Source organism: Taklimakanibacter lacteus, from assembly GCA_003576695.1.
In the GTDB taxonomy this organism is placed as follows: Bacteria; Pseudomonadota; Alphaproteobacteria; order Rhizobiales; family Aestuariivirgaceae; genus Taklimakanibacter; species Taklimakanibacter lacteus.
Window position 1 is genome coordinate 34,951 of record QOZQ01000006.1, and the last position, 19,250, is coordinate 54,200.

Consider the following 19,250-nt stretch of genomic DNA (forward strand, 5'->3'; position numbering starts at 1 on the left):
ATTTCGCCCCATTGGCTTCCAGCGCCCGCTTGATCCCGGCAGACGTTGGTCACGACCGGGAAGCAACCTCCCACCGATGGAAATAGTGAGTGGTGCTGCGCGTGATCCCATCACCGATGGGAAACTGTTTCGCACCTTCCAGCCGGTCAGGAGCCTGCCTATGCCCGAGCCATCTCGCGATGCCCCTCTTGCGCCCAATTCGCGCCAGCTGATGAAGGATCTCGCCCCCTATCGCGAGCCCAATATCGCGCGCAGCCTGTTCGAGCTCTGCGTCACGCTCGTGCCGTTCCTGCTCATCTGGTTTGTGATCTGGGTCGCCGTGCGTGAAGGCTATTGGATCGGCTTGCTGCTGGCCGTGCCGGCGGCGGGCTTTCTGGTGCGGCTATTCCTGATCCAGCATGATTGCGGCCACGGCGCATTCTTCCGTCACCGGCCCAGCAATGACTGGGTCGGCCGCGTTCTTGGCGTGCTGACCCTGACGCCCTATGACTACTGGCGGCATTCGCATGCTCTGCACCATGCAACGTCCGGCAATCTCGATCATCGCGGCATCGGCGACATCGACACGCTGACCGTGGATGAGTTTCAGGCCCGCTCCCCCTGGCGCCGGCGTCTCTATCGCCTCTACCGGCACCCGCTGGTGATGTTCGGCATCGGTCCAGCCTATCTCTTCCTTTTGCGCCACCGGCTGCCGATGGGGCTGATGCGCGACGGCTGGCGGCCCTGGGTGAGCGCCATGGCGACGAATGTCGCAATCGCGCTCCTCATTGCCGCCGTCATCTGGCTGGTGGGTGTAGGACCGTTCCTGCTCGTTCATCTGCCGATCACGCTCATCGCGGCCTCGATCGGCGTCTGGCTGTTCTATGTCCAGCACCAGTTCGAGGAAACATTCTGGGACCATGACGCCGACTGGAGCTTCCATGATGCCGCGCTGCATGGCAGCTCGCATTATGATCTGCCGGTCGTGCTGCGCTGGTTCACCGCCAATATCGGCGTGCATCATGTGCATCATTTGTCGAGCCGGATCCCCTACTACCGGCTGCCGGAAGTGCTGCGCGACCGGCCGGAGCTCAAGGATGTCGGCCGTCTCACCTTGCTGGAGAGCCTGAGGTCGGTGCGACTGGTGCTCTGGGACAGGAAGAAACGCCGTCTCGTGTCGTTCAAGGAAGCGCTTGGCGCCGCCTGATCGCTTTACATCGAAAGTCTTGGCGCCCGATCAGATCCCGGTGCCCTGCGCCAGTGTGGGCGCCGAATCCCAGGAATGGCCGGCGGCGATGATGCAGCTCTTGCCGCTCTCGACCGTCACGATCATGGTCCAGGTACCCTTCTCCGACACGAAGAGCTCGGCGGCACCGTTGTTGGAGATGAGCCCGACCGCCTGGCGGGTCTCTTTGTATTTCGCCTTGAGCTGATCGATGATCTGCGCCCGCTCGCCGCACATGGCGAACTGGGCGGAAGCGATGGCGGGCGTGGCAAGGATAAAGCCGGCGGCGAGAAAGCTGCGCCGGAATGTGTTCGGCAACATGCAAACCTCCATCTCGGTCCGAGACGCCGTTTGGCCGGAGGTTTTTGCCGTGTCGGTCAGGCGGGCCCCGGAGCATCAAAAGGCGACGCTCCGCGTTAGACTCATCAGACTCGCACCCAATCCTTACCGGGGAATTAACGGCGCGTTCCAGCGGGGAACGCGCGCATCAGCCATCATAGCCCCGTGCTACGCAGGACTCCAGGAACCGCCACTGCGTTTACCAACAACAACCGTCCCCATTATTTTCTTCTTTTCAAATGAAAAAACCAATCCCGTGACTCGCTTTTTTAACCCCATCATAGAGTGCGAAAGCACGGCACACGCCAGAAAACGCCGACTGGGAGACAGTACGGCATTTACTACGTGTCCTCGCTCATTACCGGTTTTGGATGCAAATGCAGATTCAATGATAGGCCACCACTGACGTACATCTGTGCTCAAATTATCACCGTGGAGCAACTCGACAAGCGGCAGCAGCTTCGGTGGCTGACTAACGGTGAAATCAACGTGCACAGACACTTGGGTCAACGAGCAGACTCTAATGTCATCAGGATGCCAAAACTCACCGCTCCACAAACAATATCCACACTCCGACGGCCGACAAACACTGCCTCCAATAGCAGCAACAGCATACTCTTTAATGAAATTGGCCCCGGACACACTACTCGACACGAAGCGATCCTTAATGGCGACTCTTCCCGACTCTGCACAAACTTTTAGTTCCGTCGGAACAACCATCTGGCCAGTCACATCGCATCTCCGGAGAATCCCTGGAGCGACTAACTTTCCAGTTACGTCGCAGCGCACAGCTTCGTCAGGGAGGAGAGATTTGTTGCTGTATTCGCAATTTACAAACTCGCTCTTGTCACCTTTACGATCAGAAAGACTAGAGACTCTTTGCCTGTCAACACGATAGCGCCGACCGCTCACTTCGCTCACGTTAAGTTCATCTAAAAGAGCCGTAGTCGAAGTAAATTCGCACTGCCCACACTCTGAAGGTGCTGCCTTTCTACCGCTGACGGCAGATGTCTTGAGTAGATGTTTTAGAATGTGCTTCCCCGAAACAGCAGATACTTCAACTTCATCAATGAGGACCCTTTTCCCAGTAAGCACGCAGGGAACGACATATTCAGCAAGCGCCAGACGTTTGGAGTACTCGGACTGTACAAGTAGTTCTTTAAGGCATTTGCTGCCCGATATCTCACACCCAGCCAAACAGTCGATTGGTACGTTCCGCTTTGAATAAGCGCATTGACCTATACTTGGACTGTTCAAAATTTGCCCGCGCGAGGGTAGTATCGACAGCTTACTTTCATAAAGAAATCCGGTCCCAAGGCTGTAATTTACGGTAGTTTCCAGGCAGTGCTCAGTACGCCCTTCGAGTCCGACAATCGTCGCCTCCAATCGTGGAGTGTACTCATCTTCCAGCTTCTTGGCCTTCCGATTGTCGTTAATTGCGGCGGCAACTTCATCTGCCCTTCGCTCGACATAAAAACGTGAAAATTCTGCGATTGCTTCGTCAGCCTCAATGGCCGATTGCAAAGCGGTTTGGTTCAAACCCAGCTCGCCAAGATCGCCGATCTCGGACTTGAGTGCTGATGGTCGCTCATTCTTCGTAATGGAATGTTGCGCTGAATTGCATTCCGTTCTGATTAATCGTTCGTATGAATCATGCGCAACAAATGCTCTCGCTCGCACCAATGCTCGTCCCTCAAACGAGATTTTCGTAGAGATTATGGACGTGCCACGTGGAGCTCCCTCAAAAGTCGCCACCCATTGACGCGCCAGATGATCGGCTTTTTCCGGCAGTCCATCAACGTCGCTGATAACGCGATGAAGCGGCTGACTCGACAAGCGCGTTGCCAGCCTATCAAACGCGGGTGAGCCAGGGCGATAGTCGACAAAGCGAGTATCTGAAGGGGCCTCTGTGCCTTCTGCGAGAACGATGTCACTACGGCCTTCTACTCTAGCGAGAAAGCAACCGTCGGGTCTATCTGTAAGCGTCGCACCCAAATGCCTCAAACCCGCGAGCGCGAACTCCCGTGCCGTCATTATCCTTTCAAGTGCAGGAAGTGTTGGAGAGCGCGGACCAGTAACACCAACATCTCCCATATTCCCTAGGAGGGTATTGATCGTCTTTTCTTGCTCAATGAGAGTGGATCTCGCCTTCTCTATACTTTGAAGTTCCCGTTGCGTAGATAACTCAACATTTTGGCCAGCGAGTGAGGCCATCACAAGTTTGCGAATTTTTTCCTCAAAACTCTCATTCTCGCCTTCATCGTCAATCCCCGCCGTTTCCAGCAGTGCCTCGATATCCCCAATCGCATGTGAAGCCAATTGCAGTTTTTCCATTAAACGGCCAACGATAAATTCATCGAAGGTACCGGCAAGCACCAGGTTGTAGATTGAGACAGATCTATGAACTGAGCCCAAGCGCTGAATGCGACCGACCCTTTGCTCAACAATCATTGGATTCCAAGGCAGATCAAAGTTGACCAAGACATTGGCCGCTTGAAGATTCACGCCTTCGGCACCAGCCTCTGTGGAAACAATCGCGTTTATTTCAGGAGGAGTAGTTCTGAATTTCCTCAATGTCTCCTGATTTCGATGACCCGACTGTCCATTAATGGTTTCGACATTTACTCCCTGGGCCTTTAGCAAGCTCTCTATGCTGGTTTGCGTTTCACGACTTGTAGTAAAAATCACAAGCCGCCAATCGCTCGGACGCTCGCGCCGTACATGGTTTACAAGCTCTGCCAAACCATCAAGCTTTGCAAAGCTCTTCATCGATTGAATGATTTTCCTTGTACCCACCGCAAGTGAAGGAGGGGCAGTCTTGTTTCTGGCCATGCTTTCCACGAAGGAGAGCAGAGCGTAAGGACTACTAGTAAATGCTTTCAATATTCCAATCTGGGCGAGTGCATTGAGGTCCAGGATCGAATTCGCAACGAAATTCAGCAGCTCCATTTCAGCTTCGGTCGGAGCGATCGGATGTAGCAATACCTGGCGCTCTGGAAAGATTAGGTGTGCGTCACCTCTCCTGATGCGCGACATATAACTGTAGACTATGGATCTAAATTGATCCTTTGCTTCTGGCTTCAAATGACGCGCGCCTGTTGCGGCGTCGGCAATATAGTTCCTCTTGAACAATCCTGGCGTACCGAAGGGATTCTCGTGCCCTCTTGCCGTGGATAACAAATCCACAAGGGAATAAAGATCCCACAATCGGTTCTGAATTGGAGTTGCTGTGAGCATCAGTACGTATTTGAAGAAGCGGTCCCTTAAGACCTGAATCATCATTTGCGCAATTTTGGGAGGATTGTCGACACCGTGCAAATTTCTAAGCTTGTGCGCTTCATCGAGGACGAGCATCTGAAATCGGTCTTGCGGCACCTTTTTCAAATGCAATCGGGCCGAGTTGTACGTTGTAATTACCGCATATCTGTCATCTTTAAGTTCAGCAGAAATGAGCTCTCCCCCTACTGCAATGACAGACGGAATGCCAAACTTCGTCTCGAGTTCCTCTTTCCACTGAGGTCCAAGAATCTTCGGGCATATGACGAGGAGATGCGCCACCCGCTTCCGGGCCATAAGCTCACTTGTGATGAGGCCCGCGCTGATGGTCTTACCCAAACCAACATCATCTGCGAGCAAAGTAACAGGTAGCCTACGGCAAAACGTAATTAGATTGGTAACCTGGTGTTCGTATGGCTCAACCAGATCTCGCCACTTAGTTTCGGATTTTAGATCGTCACGATTGTCGATGACGATTGGATCATCGAGCGACCACTCCAATGCCGCCCGATAGAGATCGTATGCGTCGGCAGTGGAAGCACGACGCATAGGGAGAAAGCGCAAGGGCTGGCTGACGTAGTCCGGCAAGTGGCTTTATCACAGGTTAGAATATCTTGGGGAATCTCCTTGGAACCGACAGTATCCTGTCCCTGGGTAAGTTGCAAACAAGAGACCAGTATCCCTGAGCAATCGTCCGAGCACATTCAGATGCGCTGGCGACGCTTCAGCCTGCGCGCATTGGCCCTGACGCGCCGCTGAACCGGCCGTATCGCCGCTTTGGTGATCTCCTGCCCTGCCGTTCCCGCCGAGATGCGCTGCCCACCGGCGAACCTCATCCATGTCGTAAGCGCGGACAGGGCAGCGGCATTCATGCCTACCGCCACCGCCATCTGCTTCTCGACGATCATCCGAACCGCCTCCGCACGCCGCGCCGGCGTCGGCGAGAACGTCATCGCCCATAGCATAGGCAGCCTGAAGCTCAGCACTTGTGCGGCAGCAATGGCGTTCTCGATATTCTTCATGCTTAGCGCATCGTCGGGATGGAGAACTGCGCGCCTTCCTTGATGCCGGAGGGCCAGCGCGAAGTCACCGTCTTGGTGCGGGTATAGAAGCGCACCGCGTCGGGGCCGTGCTGGTTGAGATCGCCGAAGGCCGAACGCTTCCAGCCGCCGAAAGTGTGATAGGCGAGCGGCACCGGGATCGGCACGTTGATGCCGATCATGCCGACCTGGACGCGCGAGGCAAAATCGCGCGCCGCATCGCCGTCGCGCGTGAAGATGGCGACGCCATTGCCATATTCATGGTCATTGGCAAGCTCGAGGCCTTCCTCATAGGTCTTGGCGCGCACCACCGAGAGCACCGGACCGAAGATCTCTTCCTTGTAGATGCGCATGTCCTTGGTGACATTGTCGAACAGCGAGCCGCCGAGGAAGAAGCCGTTCTCATAGCCCTGCATCTTGAAGCCGCGGCCATCCACCTTGAGCTTGGCGCCTTCCTGGATGCCGAGATCGATATAGGACTTCACCTTGTCGAGATGCATCTTGGTGACGAGCGGGCCGTAATCAGCCTCGCGGTCCGTCGACAGGCCGACCTTCAGCTTCTCGACGCGCGGGATGAGCTTGTCGACCAGCGCATTGGCGGTGGCCTCGCCGACCGGCACCGCGACCGAGATGGCCATGCAGCGCTCGCCCGCCGAGCCATAGCCCGCACCGATCAGCGCATCGACGGCCTTGTCCATGTCGGCATCGGGCATCACGATCATGTGGTTCTTGGCGCCGCCGAAGCATTGCACGCGCTTGCCATTGGCGGTGCCGCGCGAATAGACATAATGCGCGATGGGCGTCGAGCCGACGAAGCCGATAGCCGCGATGTCGGGATCATCGAGCACCGCATCGACCGCTTCCTTGTCGCCATTGACGACATTGAGGATGCCGGGCGGCAGGCCCGCTTCGATGAAGAGCTCGGCGAGGCGCATCGGGCAGGACGGATCGCGCTCGGACGGCTTCAGGATGAAGGCATTGCCGCAGGCGATCGCCGGGGCCGCCTTCCACAAGGGGATCATCGCCGGGAAATTGAACGGCGTGATGCCGGCGGCGATGCCGACCGGCTGGCGCATCGAATACATGTCGATGCCGGGGCCGGCGCCATCGGTGAACTCGCCCTTCAGCAGATGCGGGATGCCGGTGCAGAACTCCGCCACTTCGAGACCGCGCTGCAGATCGCCCAAGGCATCGGGGATCGTCTTGCCATGCTCCATCGAGATGAGGAGCGCCAGCTCCTCGCGATGCTGGTTGGCAAGCTCGAGGAACTTCATCATCACGCGCGCCCGCACCTGCGGGTTCTTCGCCGCCCAGGCCGGCTGCGCCGACTTGGCATTGAGCACCGCCTCATGCAGCTCCGCCTTGGAGGCGAGCGCCACTTTCGCCTGCAGCTCGCCGGTATTCGGATCGAAGATGTCGCCGAACCGGCCCGACTTGCCCTCGACCCGCTTGCCGCCGATGAAATGTCCGATTGTCCTGGTCATGAAAATCCTCCCGTGGCCGATGGCCGTCTCGATGATGGCTCTATAAACGCCTTGCTCTCCGAAAACATGCGCCAAATTGCCGTGACAGGGCCAACCAGGCTGATGGGCTTTTCATCATGCACTGCACAAAAAATCTCCTTGATTTTGATGCAATGCAGCATAATTCTTGTCATGTTCGCGATGGACAGTCCGGCCGGAGAGCAGTCGAAGGCTTGAGACTTTTATTCAACATGCAGAAGACCTTACGCAAATTATGGATCGGCGATCTGGGGGCCTTGCGGGCCCATCTCAAACGCCTTGACCCTGAGGCAAGACGCCTGCGCTTCGGCGGCGTCACCACCGACCATTTCATCGATGCCTATGTCGACACCGCCTTCCGGCTCGACGCCACCATCTTCGCCGTCTTCATCGACGGCGAGATCAGGGGCTCTGCCGAATTGCGCAGCATCTTCGGCGGCGCCTCGCCCGATGCCGAGGCGGCTTTCGCGGTCGAAAAGGACTGGCAGGACCAGGGGCTGGGCAGCGAGCTGATGGACCGCATCCTCACTTCGGCGCAGAACCGCGGCATTGCCCGTCTCCATATGATCTGCCTCAGCGAGAATGCGCGCATGCGCCATATCGCCGGAAAGTTCGGCGCCCGCCTCACCTTTGCCGAAGGCGAGGTTACGGGCGAGATGACGCCCGCGCAACCAACCCCTTTGTCCCTGCTCGATGAGCTGGTCCATGACGCGCAGGGCTTCGTCACTGCGGTCTTCGACTGGCGGCGCTGATGTCCCGCGCTCATTACTGGTCGTCGATCCGCTCACGCACTCCCGAGCAGGAGCGCATACGCCTGCGCTGGATCGGAAATCCCTACCCGCCGGATATTGTCCTCACTTGTCGGGAATACCGATGCCCGGAACCCAGGCATAGCCTTCATGGTCGAGGATGACGCATTCGCGAAGCCCATGCGGCTTGTCGATCGCGCCGGCGAGAACCGTCCAGCCGCCAGCCCGCGCCCGGGCTTCGGCTTCATCGGGCGGGCAGCCATAGAGCCTGAGCTCGATGCCGGCGCCACGGCCTTCCATACCCTGGACGAGGCCCAGCACCGCATTGCCGCGATAGGTCCGGTCGTGATGCAGCATCCACACGCTGTCACCGAACCGGATGGCGGCGAAATCATCATCGGCATGCAGGATGGTGGCGCCCAATACGTCCCTGGCGAAGCGCACGCCTTCGTTTACATCGCGCATCAGGAGATTGACGCCGAGCCCCGGACGGAATGACCGGCCAAGCTCCGGCGCCGGCATGAAGCTGTCCTTCTCCGCCATGGGCTAGGCCCGCTTCAGCACGAGTTCCTGCCGCTTCTCCTCGTCCCACAGCAAGGTGCAGGGCACGATCTCGTCGGGAGTCCGCACCCCGGCGCGGCGCATGGCGAGGAGGAATAGGACGGCGGCATCGCTCACCACATCGGTCAGATCGGCCGAGCCGATATTGTCCTCGAGCACCGAGGCGAGACGCGCGCCGGCGAGCCTGCTCATATCGGCAAGGGCTGCGGCCGGCAGATGCACCGCGGTCTCCCAGCTCTCGGCCAGATCGCCCTGCGCGATCTCGGCCAGCAGCCGGTCATCGATCATCAGGGGCAGGTTGCCGCGCGCCCTTATGGCCCTGACCTCGCGATCTGGGCTGTCCTTGGCCGGGCAGGTCAAGGTGAAGGCCGGAGCTTCAGGCAGGGCGGTCGGCATGGCACGGCGCTTTCGAGACGATTGCTCGCGCAAGTGTGCGCTTGCGACCTTGAAAAGGCGTTAACCACGCCGCTCCTCCCCGGAGCGCCCGAGCACCGCATGCACGCGCCTCCGGTGCATGACGTCGCCGGGCCCGATGGCAAATTCAAAGGCAAGTTCTTCGACCGATATCTCCATCAAGCCGGATTTTCGAATGAGACTCCTGACCTCCGCCAGCGATCGAAACTCCCCCGGCCGCCCCTGACCGTCGCCTTTGGCGCGTTCGAGACGATCCAGCGTCGCTCCGGCTGATTCCGAAAGGGTGAGCCGTCCTTCCGCCAAAGCCTGTCGGGCCGCGGCATTCGCGGCTGTGCGCTTGCGCATTTCACCCTTTGACTCCGCTCCATCATCATCGAGCAATATGCGGTTGGACAGGATGAGGCGGCCCCCGGGCGCAAGCCAATTTCCGATCCGCCGCAGCAGGGTCGCCTGAGCTTCATGCGGAATGAATCTGAACACGCTGTGGGTGACGATCAGATCGGCGGCGCATGGTGCCACAGCCGAAAGCAGGTCACCCGCCTGCGCCGCGAAATCGAGCCCATGTCGCGCCGCGAACTCGGCGCAGATCAGAAGCGGCGTCGTGCAGCGATCGAGCACGGTGAACCGGCAGCGCCCGAGAATGCCGGCGCCGAGCGTCGCTGCCGCATGCGCGCAAGTGGCGAGCATGGCCGTATCGGCCGCCCCGGCGATGACGATCTCGATCGTCCGGTCGGACTGCACGGCCTTCTCGGCGATGAGCCTCGATGCGAGCCGGATGAGCTCCGGCCGGTCGAAGAGCTTGCGCGGACCGGCATACCGATGGAGCGCGCTGCGGATATGATAGTCGGCGCAGCCGTCGCAATGAAGCGGCGCCAGCGCACTGAAGCGCGCCGCATTGTGGGCCAGATCCTCGCCGCAGTGGACCGGATCGAGCAGCGAGGGGTCGCCGGATATCGCTGAATTGCTCATGGTTGCGATTGACTATGCCGCGAAGTAAGACAGTGTCCAGTGGGCAGAACAAGGGGTGAGACCATGAACCGGATATTGGCGCTTACGGCCTCTTTGATCCTGCTGGCTCTCGGGTCGATTCAGCAGGCCGGCGCTCAAAGCAATCTCTTCGACGGCAAGACCATCACCTATATCGTGGCGACCAAGCCGGGCGGCGGCTACGACACGATGGGGCGGCTGGTCGCGCGCTTTCTGGAGAAGCATCTTCCCGGCTCACGCGTCATCGTGAAGAATGTGCCGGGGGCGGCTCATCTCATCGGCGCCAAGATGATCAATAGCGCCGATGCCGACGGCCTGACCATCGGCACCTTCAACACCGGCCTCATCTCCTGGCAGCTGACCGCCACCGAGACAGATGGCCTCGATCTCGCCAGGATGAGCTGGATCGGCAAGGCCGCGAGCGAGAAGCGCGTCCTCGTCGTCTCGGCCAAGTCCGGCCTCAACAGTCTTGATGATCTGCGCAAGCCCGATCACAAGGTCAAGATGGCGGCGTCCGGCAAGGGCGCCGCTTCCTATCAGGAGACCCGCATGTTGACCCGCGCCTTCGGTCTCAACCTCGAAATCATCCCGGGCTATGAGGGAACCGAGGCCGAGCTCGCCATGCTGCGCGGCGAGATCGAGGCCTATGTCGGATCGGAGAGCTCGCTCAAGCCCTTCATCGCCAATGGCAACGGCAAGATCATCCTCGAGATCGGCGGCCAGGCGGATTCGCCAAATCCGCAGGCAAGCGCCCATGCCAGGGACGACACCGCGAAAGCCATTATCGACTTCATCGCCACACAAGCGCAACTGTCGCGCCTGACCGCCGGCCCGCCCGGCATTCCGGCCGATCAGCTGAAAGCGCTGCGTGAGGCCTATATGGCCGCGCTGGCAGATCCCGAGCTTGTGGCGGAAGCGGAAAAACTCGAACTGCCGATCGCGCCCGCTTCCGGCGATGCCGTCGCCGAACGTGTCCGCGCCGCCTTCGATCAGCCGCCTGCGACCTTGGCGCTGCTCAAGGAGCTGCTGCAGGAAGAATGAGCGGCCGGATCGCAGGTGATGCGGCCTCACCCTCTCCCCGCTTCAGCGGGGAGAGGGCCAAGAGGCTCGCCTGATGCTTGACAGCTCGCTCTCCTCGCTCTTCGGCATCCTCTTCTCACCTCATATGATGATGCTGATGACGCTGGGCGTCCTGGTCGGGCTGTTCTTCGGCATCATGCCGGGACTCGGCGGCAAGCTCGGCATCATTTTCCTCATTCCCTTCGTCTTCGGCATGGACCCGATCCCGGGCGCCGTCTTTCTGCTCGCCATGCATTCGGTCGTCCACACATCGGGCGCCATTCCCAGCATCCTGTTCGGCATTCCGGGCACCGGCCCCGATGCCGCCACCATCGTCGATGGCTATCCGATGACGCGGAAGGGCGAAGCCGGCCGCGCGTTGGGCGCCACGCTCTGCGCCTCCGGCATCGGCGGCGTGATCGGTGCTGTGTTCCTCAGCCTTCTATTGCCCTCTGTCGAGCCGATCGTATTGGCCTTCAGCCCGGCCGAGTTCTTCCTCCTCGCCGTGCTCGGCATCACCTTCATCGCCGCCTTGAGCGGCGACAGCCTGGTGAAGGGCCTGATCGTCGGCCTGTTCGGCCTCATCATCGCAACCGTCGGGCTCGATCCGGTGAGCGGCCAGGATCGCTACACTTTTGGCCAGCTCTTCCTGTGGGACGGCATCGACCCCGTCACCGCCGTCATCGCCATCTTCGCCATCCCCGAAATGGTAGCGCTCGCACTGCGTGGCAATCTTACCGCGGGGAGGAGCGAGACGAGCTACAGCATGAGCGATGTGGTAAGGGGCTGTATCGACGTCTTCCGCCACTGGTTTCTCACCTTGCGCACCTCGCTCATCGGCGCCTTCATCGGCCTCATCCCGGGGCTTGGCGGCGATGTCGCCTCATGGCTCTGCTATGGCCATGCGGTGCAATCGTCGAAGACCCCCGAACGCTTCGGCAAGGGCGCCGTCGAAGGCGTCATCGCGCCCGAGACCGCCAACAATTCCAAGGAAGGCGGCGCCCTGCTGCCGACCCTCTATTTCGGCATTCCCGGCAGCTCCGGCATGGCGATCCTGCTCGGCGCCTTCGTCATGCTGGGCATTCAGCCCGGTCCCGGCTTCGCCGCCGGCAAGAGCGACGTCGTCTGGGCGCTGATCTGGACGCTCGCCATCGCCAATATCCTCGCCGTCCTGCTACTGCTCGCGATGGCGCCCTGGCTCAGCCGCATCGCCGGCCTGCGCACCGGACTTCTCATTCCCTTCGTCATCGCCTTGTCGCTGCTCGGCTCCTATCTGGGCGCCGGCGCCTGGCAGAATTTCATGCTCTTCCTCGGGCTCGGCGCGCTCGGCTGGCTGTTCAAGAAATATGACTGGCCGCGACCGCCTTTCGTGATCGGCATCGTGCTGGGGCCCATCGCCGAAAACTCTTTCCACAAGGCGATGGCGCTGTGGGGACCAGCTTTCCTCCTGCGCCCCCTTTCGCTCGTGCTGCTCGCGATCATCGCCGCGACACTCGTCCTCTACATCATACGCGCGCGGCGCGAGGCGGTCGCTACATGAAAATGAACGGGCGCATCGTGACGAGCCTGGTGATGACACTGGTCTTCACGCTCTTCGTCATCCAGGCCCTCTCCTTCAGGCATGAGGCCGCGGTGATGCCGCTGCTGGTCGGATTGCCTGGCCTTGTCCTGAGCCTCGTCCAGCTCTTCATCGAAATGAGAGCAAGCGCCGCTCGGGCCGATGATCCCCCGGTCGCCTCCACCCGCGAAGTGACGATCATGCTGTGGATCACGGGCTTCACGCTGGGCGTTATCGGCTTCGGTTTCGTCCTCGGCGCTCCCTTGCTGCTTGCCGCCTATCTCTATTTTGTCGCCGCCGAGCGCCTCCCCGTGGCGGCGCTGGGCGGCCTGCTGTGCCTCGCAGTAATGGCAGGACTCGAGCGCCTGCTGAATATCCCGCTTTTTGAAGGCCTCGCTTTTCACTATCTTTTTTGATCACAAGGCGAACATGACCGACAGCAAGACAGAAACGATCCGCAAGCAGGCGATCGCCCTGCACCGGGCGGGCAATGTCGCGGAAGCGGTCGTCCAATATCGCGCCCTCCTGGAGCAGCGCCCGAAGGATGCCGAGATCCTGGGCTTTCTGGGCCTCGCCCAGTTCCAGCTCGGCCGCGAAGAGGAGGCTCTCGCCGGCTGGCGGTCCAGCCTTGCCGGATCAGCGTCCGCGCAAGTGAAGCTCCGCACCCTTGCCGGTGCCCTGACGGCGCTCAAGGCGAGGCCATCGCCAGCAGTTGCGCGGTTCCTGTCCACTGTCGCCGTCCCTGTCTGGCCGAGAAACGCGCCTGCCGATCTCTCCGACAAGCACATGATCATCACGCTGGCCCGCGGCCTCGTCACGGCAAAGCGCCCGGATGAGGCCGCTGCCCTGCTCAACAGCACCTTTCCCGGTTTGCTTGCCGACAGGGATTTCACCAAGGCGGCCATGGCGATCCTGATCGATGCCGGCCACGCCGCGCGAGTGGCGGAAATCCTGCGCCCGCTGACCGCCGATGCCGCTGCCCCGGATGGCGGCCTCCTGATCGCTCACGCCGCGGCGGCTCACCTGACCGGACAGGGCGAAGAGGCCGCCCAGCTGATCCGCCGCGCCGTCGAAGCCGTGCCGGTACATCTCACCGACAAGGTGCCGGGCCAGCTCCTGCTGGTCGGCGTCATCAACCAGGCGCCACAGAAGCTCGAAAGAGCGGCGAGCGCTATCTATCTGCACTTTGCCCGGAACACACCCGGCAGCCTCGCCTTCAAGCACAATGACCAGTATCGCTTTCTCTCGGTCTTCCCCGAAGCGAGCTCGGCGCCGCGCGCGCTTGCCGCAATGCCGAGGCCGGACGTCTTTCTCAACAACTGGGTGAATGCCGAACGCCTCTCGACACCGCGAATGCTCGATTTCATTGCCGGCTTCGCCGACAGCCTCGGGCTCCCCGTCATCAACCATCCGCGCAAGGCGGCCCAGACGACGCGCCAGCTCAATGCCGATCGGCTCGCCGGCATAGAAGGTCTCGTCGTTCCGCCCGTCATCCGCTTCACCAATGACTTGAGCAGGATCGATGAGGGCGTGCGTGTCATTGGCGAGAAGATCGGCTTTCCGCTCATCATCCGCGGTCCCTTCGCCCAGAAGGGTATCGGCGCCGAGAGAATCGACACACCGGCGGAACTCGCCCGCCACCTCGCCGGTCAGCCACAGATGCAGCTCTATGCCATCCGCTATGTCCACAACCCCGTGGCGGGGCGGGCCTTTCGCAAGATCAGGGCAGCGGTCATCGGCGAAGAGGTCTTCATCACCCATGTGCATTTCGGACCGGCCTGGAATGTCCATCACGAGCGCGACAGCGAGAAGATCGCGGCCTTCGATCCGGATGGCGCGATCAGGGCCGAGGCCCGGCGCATGACCCTGATGCCCGAGGAGGCTTTGGGCCGGCCGGCCATGATGGCGCTGCACGAGATCCGCCGCCGCATCCCGCTCGAATTCTATGGCATCGACTTCGACCTGCTGCCCGATGGCCGCGTGCTGTTCTTCGAGGCCAATGCGGCGATGAATCTGTCCCTGTCCGACCGGCCCGGGCTTGAAAAGACTCGCACGGCCATGCGCGAGGCGGTGCGCCGGCTGTTCCTGAGCCGGGCCAAGCCGTAGCAATATGCCGGAGCAAATCCTTATCGCCAAGGTCTTCAACTTTGGCGGGATATGCTCTACGGCCTGATGATGGCGATACCCGTGCCGGCGAATTTGTCCATCGCCATCAGCGCCTCCGGCGCCTCGGCGAGGCTGATCGTCCTGCCGATCAGTTTTTCCGGCGCGAGCTTGCCCCTGAGGATCATCTCCATCATCGCCGGGTAGCGATGCGCCTGCATGCCGTGGCTGCCGCGGATCTCGATCTCATGCGCGATCACCTTGTCCATGGGTATGGCGGCGCTCGCATGATCGCCGAGCATCAGTCCTACCTGCACATGCCGGCCGCGCCGTCTCAGACACGCGATCGAGTTGAAGCAGGTCTTTGGCGAGCCCAGCGCATCCAGCGACACATGGGCGCCGCCCTTCGTCAGCTCGCGGATCGCCGCCACGACATCCTGGGTCTGCGACGCGTCGATGCCGGCCACGGCGCCACAGTCCCGAGCCAGCGCGAGCTTCTCCGGTGCCAGATCGACGGCGATGACATTGGCGCCCATGGCTGATGCGATCATGATCGCCGAGAGGCCGACACCGCCCGCGCCATGCACCGCGACCCATTCGCCGGGCGCGACGCGCGCCTGATCGACAATGGCGCGGAAGGAAGTGACGAACCGGCAGCCAAGGCTGGCGGCTGTGGCGAAATCGAGCGCCTCCGGCAGCCTGATCAGGTTGATATCGGCGAAATCAATCGCGACATAATCGGCGAAAGAGCCCCAGGCGGTGAAGCCCGGCTGGAATTGCCGCTCGCAGACCTGGTGGTTGCCGCTGGCGCATTCGGGACAGGTGCCGCAACCACCGACAAAGGGCACGGTCACCCGATCGCCCTGCCGCCAGCGCGAGACCTGGCGTCCGGTGGCGACGATGACGCCGGCCAGCTCATGGCCCGGCACATGCGGCAGCCTGATATCGGGATCATGCCCCATCCAGCCATGCCAGTCGCTGCGGCACAGGCCGGTCGCCTCGACTTTGATGACCACACTGTGAGGACCAGGGGTGGGATCGGGAACGTCGGTGAGAACGGGCGGCTGCCCGAAGGCTTCGTAATAGACGGCTTTCATGAGGTGCACTCTCGATGCATGCGGTGACGATAGAAATGAGATTACCAGCGTACCCTCATCCGTCATCCCGGCGAAAGCCGGGACCCCCTGACTAGAATTAACCGGGCGGCGCTGCTCGCATCGATGAATTTAATGGGTCCCGGCTTCCGCCGGGATGACGAAATAGGGAATCACGATACCAGATCGTCGAGCACCACGCCGCGGAAGGGCTTCACCGCCTTCAACACGATATAGGAGCTCAGGTTTCCCACTTTCGGCCCGAGCTTCAGGAGCTCGTCCGACAGCATCTGGTAGGAGCCGATATCGGGGCAGATGAAGCGCACCAGATAGTCGATGGTGCCCGAAAGCTTGGTGCATTCGACCACATGGCGCATGCCGGCGACCATCTTCTCGAAATCATTGAAGTCGTCGAGCCCGTGGCTGTTGAGCGTGACGGCGGCGATGACATCGACATGCCGACACACTTTATTGAGGTCGATCTGCGCCTGGTACACAGAGATGATGCCGGCGCGCTCCAGCCTCTTGACGCGCTGCAAACAAGGACTTGGCGACAGGCCGACGGCATCGGCCAGCTCCTGGTTGGTGATGCGGGCATCGGTCTGCAGCTTGGCCAGGATTTTCAGATCCAGGTGATCGAGCTTCACCGAGGCATCGCTGTCTTTCATGGGTCTTCCCTCATCCGGCAGTCTGGCATTTCCAGGCCGACCCTGTCGAGTGGCGCAGCAGAAACCGCTTCGCGCCTGCCATGGGCCGACAGCTTCGCTTGCCGTCAGGGCCAACAACGGCAGCACATTTCGGGCGTTTGGCGCTAAAAGCACGGGCCAAGACCAAGAGCGCCGAAAGCGCCTCAATCATGAAACCGGCCGCACTCCACATGGCGCGCCGGTTTGCCTCTTTGGGGATGTGGGAGGAACGCACATGTCAGAACAGCATACTTTGGGCACCCGTCTTCTGCGCAAGAAGCCCGTCGAGAAGCTCATCAGCGAGACGGCCGGCGCCGATCCCGAGCATGGCCATCTGAGCCGCTCGATCACGCCCTTCCAGCTGACCATGTTCGGCGTCGGCGCCACTATCGGCACCGGCATCTTCTTCGTTCTCTCCCAGACGGTGCCGACCGCCGGTCCCGCCGTCATCATCTCCTTCATCATGGCGGGCGTCGTCGCCGGACTGACCGCGCTCTGCTATGCCGAAATGGCCTCGATGATCCCGGTCTCGGGCTCATCCTACTCCTATGCCTATGCGACATTGGGCGAGATCGTCGCCTATTTCGTCGGCGCCTGTCTCCTGCTCGAATATGGCATCTCGGCTTCCGCCGTCGCTATCGGCTGGAGCGGCTATCTGAACAAGCTGTTCGAGATCCTCTTCGGATCGGGACTGCCGGCCTGGCTCTCCGCCGCCCCGATCGTGGCCGACGGCTATGAGCTTTCGATCGGCGGTGACGGCTATCTCAATCTGCCGGCCGCCATACTGGTCTTCCTGTGCTGCCTGCTGCTCATCCGCGGCTCGCGGGAGTCGGCAAGGGCGAATGCGGTCATGGTGGTGGTCAAGATGGCCGTGCTCGTGCTCTTCATCGCCATCGCCGCGACCGGCTTCACCGCGGGCAATTTCCAGCCCTTCGCGCCCCAGGGCTTCGCCGGCATCAGTGCCGCGGCCGGCACGATCTTCTTCACCTATGTCGGCCTCGATGCGGTCTCGACCGCAGGCGAGGAAGTGCAGAATCCCAAGCGCAATTTGCCGATTGCCATCATCGCCGCCCTCGTCATCGTGACGAGCCTTTATATTCTGACCGCGCTGACCGCCATCGGCGTGCAAGCGCCCGCCGCCTTCGAGGGCCAGGAAGCGGGTCTCGCCACCATCTTGCAGAATGTCACCGGCTCCAACTGGCCCGCTTTCGTGCTGGCGGCGGGGGCTGTGATCTCGGTGTTCAGCGTGACGCTGGTCGTGCTCTATGGCCAGACCCGCATCCTCTTCGCCATGTCGCGTGACGGCCTGCTCCCCGAGCTGTTCCACCGCGTCAATCCGCGCACTCTGTCGCCGGTCGCCAACACGATCGTGGTCGCCCTCTTTGTCGGCGCCATCGCCGCCTTTGTACCCGATGCGATTTTGTGGGACCTGACCAGCCTCGGCACGCTCACCGCCTTCATCGTCGTCTCGGCTGGCGTCATCATCCTGCGCCAGACGAGGCCCGATATGCAGCGCGGCTTCAAGGTGCCGTTCTATCCAGTGCTGCCCATCCTCAGCATCCTGACCTCGCTCTATCTCATCTGGAATCTCAACCCGCGCACCTTCGAGCTGTTTGCCGTCTGGCTCGTCTTCGCCGCCATCTTCTACTTCCTCTACAGCGTGAAGAAATCCAGGCTCGAGCCCAAGGCTCGCGTCACCAAATCCTAACCCGCGAAAGGGCAAAGCCATGAAATATCTGGTTGCCTATTCGGCCGACCGCGGCGGGCAGGAAGCGCTCGCTTTGGGCATGATGCTGTCGCGCCGCGACAGGGCGAAGATGGTCGTCTGCCTCATCCTGCCGAAGACCTGGGGCTATCCCTCGATGGCCCGCGTCGATGCGGAATATGCTGCCTTCCTCGAGAAGCATGCCGACAAGGCGATGAGCAAGGCGAAGGCGCTCGCCGGCGGCAAGCTGAACGCGCAGTTCATCACCAGGAGCGCCGCCTCGGCCGAGCAGGGCCTCATCTCGACCGCCGATGATCTCGGCGCCGACATGATCGTGCTCGGCTCGTCGCGCGGCGCATCGGCGGGCAAGTTTCTCGAAGGCAGCGTCACCCGCCATCTCCTGCATCTTTCCAAGCTGCCGGTGGCGCTGGCCCCGCGCGGCTTCGATCCCGGGCCCAAGACGGTGCTCTCGCGACTGACCTGCGCCTATGCCGCGACCCGCAAATCACGTGAGACGGTCGATTACTGCGTGGGCTTCAGCCGCAAATACAAGGTGCCGCTGCGCCTCGCCACTTTCGTGGTGCGCGACAAGCAGATGTATCCGACGGGTGCGGGCTACAAGGTCGAGAATCTCGTCGCCAATCAGTGGAAGGGCCAGGCAGTCGCCGCACAGAAGGCGCTGCTCGCCGAGCTTGGCGGCGATCTGCCGGTCAAGACGGCGATCGGCGATGGCGCCAACTGGAAGGACGCGCTGCAATCGGTGGGCTGGAAGCCGGGCGAGGTCATGGTGGTGGGCTCGGGCCGCGTCGGCCCCCTGGCCCAGGTCTTCCTCGGCTCGAACGGCAACCGCATCATCCGCAGCGCGCCGGTGCCGATGATCGTCGTGCCGCGCCACGCCCATGTGGATTTCTCCGATGACGAGGCCTGAGATGACTTGCGGGACCGATCCGGGCAGGGTGGGCGGCTCAATTCT

Annotated in this window: 18 protein-coding genes; 9 read left to right on the forward strand and 9 right to left on the reverse strand. The window is 61.1% G+C overall.

The features are described 5' to 3' along the window. Positions 1 to 160 precede the first annotated feature (160 nt). Positions 161 to 1,186 carry a fatty acid desaturase gene (locus tag DT068_RS13075; protein WP_119390298.1) on the forward strand — a complete coding sequence of 342 codons (1,026 nt, stop codon included), beginning with the start codon at positions 161 to 163 and terminating at the stop codon, positions 1,184 to 1,186. 30 nt (positions 1,187 to 1,216) lie between these two features. On the opposite strand, the gene DT068_RS13080 is transcribed toward DT068_RS13075, so the two are convergent. The 4 genes from DT068_RS13080 to DT068_RS13095 form a co-directional block, all read right to left on the reverse strand. Then, on the reverse strand, positions 1,217 to 1,525 hold the full coding sequence (locus tag DT068_RS13080) for a hypothetical protein (protein WP_119390299.1): 309 nt from the start codon (positions 1,523 to 1,525) through the stop codon (positions 1,217 to 1,219). A 186-nt stretch (positions 1,526 to 1,711) separates the two neighbouring features. Then, positions 1,712 to 5,407, reverse strand: coding sequence for a DEAD/DEAH box helicase (locus tag DT068_RS13085; protein ID WP_119390300.1), 3,696 nt, complete (start codon positions 5,405 to 5,407; stop codon positions 1,712 to 1,714). Positions 5,408 to 5,523: 116 nt separating this feature from the next. Continuing rightward, complete coding sequence (locus DT068_RS13090; protein WP_119390301.1) at positions 5,524 to 5,841, reverse strand: hypothetical protein; 318 nt, start codon at positions 5,839 to 5,841, stop codon at positions 5,524 to 5,526. 2 nt (positions 5,842 to 5,843) lie between these two features. Then, a complete protein-coding gene (locus DT068_RS13095) occupies positions 5,844 to 7,343 on the reverse strand; it encodes a CoA-acylating methylmalonate-semialdehyde dehydrogenase (protein ID WP_119390627.1) in 1,500 nt (499 codons plus the stop codon). Positions 7,344 to 7,355: 12 nt separating this feature from the next. On the opposite strand from DT068_RS13095, the gene DT068_RS28010 reads away from it, so the two are divergent. Both DT068_RS28010 and DT068_RS13100 read left to right on the forward strand, forming a co-directional pair. Then, positions 7,356 to 7,559, forward strand: coding sequence for a hypothetical protein (locus tag DT068_RS28010; protein ID WP_162914175.1), 204 nt, complete (start codon positions 7,356 to 7,358; stop codon positions 7,557 to 7,559). After that, complete coding sequence (locus tag DT068_RS13100; RefSeq protein WP_368904704.1) at positions 7,556 to 8,113, forward strand: GNAT family N-acetyltransferase; 558 nt, start codon at positions 7,556 to 7,558, stop codon at positions 8,111 to 8,113. The genes DT068_RS28010 and DT068_RS13100 overlap by 4 nt, the downstream gene beginning before the upstream one ends. A gap of 102 nt (positions 8,114 to 8,215) precedes the next feature. On the opposite strand, the gene DT068_RS13105 is transcribed toward DT068_RS13100, so the two are convergent. From DT068_RS13105 to DT068_RS13115, 3 genes are read right to left on the reverse strand one after another with little or no spacing between them, the layout of a single operon-like run. After that, positions 8,216 to 8,653 carry a VOC family protein gene (locus tag DT068_RS13105; protein WP_368904705.1) on the reverse strand — a complete coding sequence of 146 codons (438 nt, stop codon included), beginning with the start codon at positions 8,651 to 8,653 and terminating at the stop codon, positions 8,216 to 8,218. Between the two features lie 3 nt (positions 8,654 to 8,656). Continuing rightward, a complete protein-coding gene (locus tag DT068_RS13110) occupies positions 8,657 to 9,067 on the reverse strand; it encodes an amidohydrolase family protein (protein WP_119390303.1) in 411 nt (136 codons plus the stop codon). 60 nt (positions 9,068 to 9,127) lie between these two features. After that, positions 9,128 to 10,054 carry a class I SAM-dependent methyltransferase gene (locus DT068_RS13115; protein WP_119390304.1) on the reverse strand — a complete coding sequence of 309 codons (927 nt, stop codon included), beginning with the start codon at positions 10,052 to 10,054 and terminating at the stop codon, positions 9,128 to 9,130. Between the two features lie 63 nt (positions 10,055 to 10,117). Between DT068_RS13115 and DT068_RS13120 the strand changes: the two genes are divergently transcribed. The 4 genes from DT068_RS13120 to DT068_RS13135 all read left to right on the forward strand — a co-directional run bounded on the left by DT068_RS13120 (position 10,118) and on the right by DT068_RS13135 (position 14,795). Beyond that, positions 10,118 to 11,113, forward strand: a complete 996-nt coding sequence (locus DT068_RS13120; protein ID WP_119390305.1) for a Bug family tripartite tricarboxylate transporter substrate binding protein — start codon at positions 10,118 to 10,120, stop codon at positions 11,111 to 11,113. Between the two features lie 73 nt (positions 11,114 to 11,186). Then, positions 11,187 to 12,671, forward strand: a complete 1,485-nt coding sequence (locus DT068_RS13125; RefSeq protein ID WP_119390306.1) for a tripartite tricarboxylate transporter permease — start codon at positions 11,187 to 11,189, stop codon at positions 12,669 to 12,671. Then, the gene (locus tag DT068_RS13130) at positions 12,668 to 13,105 is read left to right on the forward strand and encodes a hypothetical protein (RefSeq protein WP_162914177.1); all 438 of its coding nucleotides are present in this window, start codon (positions 12,668 to 12,670) and stop codon (positions 13,103 to 13,105) included. The genes DT068_RS13125 and DT068_RS13130 overlap by 4 nt, the downstream gene beginning before the upstream one ends. A gap of 13 nt (positions 13,106 to 13,118) precedes the next feature. Beyond that, on the forward strand, positions 13,119 to 14,795 hold the full coding sequence (locus DT068_RS13135; protein ID WP_119390308.1) for a hypothetical protein: 1,677 nt from the start codon (positions 13,119 to 13,121) through the stop codon (positions 14,793 to 14,795). Positions 14,796 to 14,851: 56 nt separating this feature from the next. On the opposite strand, the gene DT068_RS13140 is transcribed toward DT068_RS13135, so the two are convergent. Together DT068_RS13140 and DT068_RS13145 are read right to left on the reverse strand one after the other, a co-directional pair. After that, on the reverse strand, positions 14,852 to 15,889 hold the full coding sequence (locus tag DT068_RS13140) for a zinc-dependent alcohol dehydrogenase family protein (protein WP_119390309.1): 1,038 nt from the start codon (positions 15,887 to 15,889) through the stop codon (positions 14,852 to 14,854). Between the two features lie 170 nt (positions 15,890 to 16,059). Continuing rightward, positions 16,060 to 16,554, reverse strand: coding sequence for an Lrp/AsnC family transcriptional regulator (locus DT068_RS13145; protein WP_119390310.1), 495 nt, complete (start codon positions 16,552 to 16,554; stop codon positions 16,060 to 16,062). A gap of 253 nt (positions 16,555 to 16,807) precedes the next feature. On the opposite strand from DT068_RS13145, the gene DT068_RS13150 reads away from it, so the two are divergent. Next, a complete protein-coding gene (locus DT068_RS13150) occupies positions 16,808 to 18,280 on the forward strand; it encodes an amino acid permease (protein ID WP_119390311.1) in 1,473 nt (490 codons plus the stop codon). A gap of 19 nt (positions 18,281 to 18,299) precedes the next feature. Beyond that, on the forward strand, positions 18,300 to 19,205 hold the full coding sequence (locus DT068_RS13155; RefSeq protein ID WP_119390312.1) for a universal stress protein: 906 nt from the start codon (positions 18,300 to 18,302) through the stop codon (positions 19,203 to 19,205). The last annotated feature ends 45 nt before the right edge of the window (positions 19,206 to 19,250 follow it).

Coding starts and splice junctions, on each gene's coding strand:
- DT068_RS13075 (WP_119390298.1), top strand. CDS start 161: ATGCCCGAGCCATCTCGCGATGCCCCTCTTGCGCCCAATTCGCGCCAG.
- DT068_RS13080 (WP_119390299.1), bottom strand. CDS start 1,525: ATGTTGCCGAACACATTCCGGCGCAGCTTTCTCGCCGCCGGCTTTATC.
- DT068_RS13090 (WP_119390301.1), bottom strand. CDS start 5,841: ATGAAGAATATCGAGAACGCCATTGCTGCCGCACAAGTGCTGAGCTTC.
- DT068_RS13095 (WP_119390627.1), bottom strand. CDS start 7,343: ATGACCAGGACAATCGGACATTTCATCGGCGGCAAGCGGGTCGAGGGC.
- DT068_RS13105 (WP_368904705.1), bottom strand. CDS start 8,653: ATGGCGGAGAAGGACAGCTTCATGCCGGCGCCGGAGCTTGGCCGGTCA.
- DT068_RS13110 (WP_119390303.1), bottom strand. CDS start 9,067: ATGCCGACCGCCCTGCCTGAAGCTCCGGCCTTCACCTTGACCTGCCCG.
- DT068_RS13115 (WP_119390304.1), bottom strand. CDS start 10,054: ATGAGCAATTCAGCGATATCCGGCGACCCCTCGCTGCTCGATCCGGTC.
- DT068_RS13120 (WP_119390305.1), top strand. CDS start 10,118: ATGAACCGGATATTGGCGCTTACGGCCTCTTTGATCCTGCTGGCTCTC.
- DT068_RS13125 (WP_119390306.1), top strand. CDS start 11,187: ATGCTTGACAGCTCGCTCTCCTCGCTCTTCGGCATCCTCTTCTCACCT.
- DT068_RS13130 (WP_162914177.1), top strand. CDS start 12,668: ATGAAAATGAACGGGCGCATCGTGACGAGCCTGGTGATGACACTGGTC.
- DT068_RS13135 (WP_119390308.1), top strand. CDS start 13,119: ATGACCGACAGCAAGACAGAAACGATCCGCAAGCAGGCGATCGCCCTG.
- DT068_RS13140 (WP_119390309.1), bottom strand. CDS start 15,889: ATGAAAGCCGTCTATTACGAAGCCTTCGGGCAGCCGCCCGTTCTCACC.
- DT068_RS13145 (WP_119390310.1), bottom strand. CDS start 16,554: ATGAAAGACAGCGATGCCTCGGTGAAGCTCGATCACCTGGATCTGAAA.
- DT068_RS13150 (WP_119390311.1), top strand. CDS start 16,808: ATGTCAGAACAGCATACTTTGGGCACCCGTCTTCTGCGCAAGAAGCCC.
- DT068_RS13155 (WP_119390312.1), top strand. CDS start 18,300: ATGAAATATCTGGTTGCCTATTCGGCCGACCGCGGCGGGCAGGAAGCG.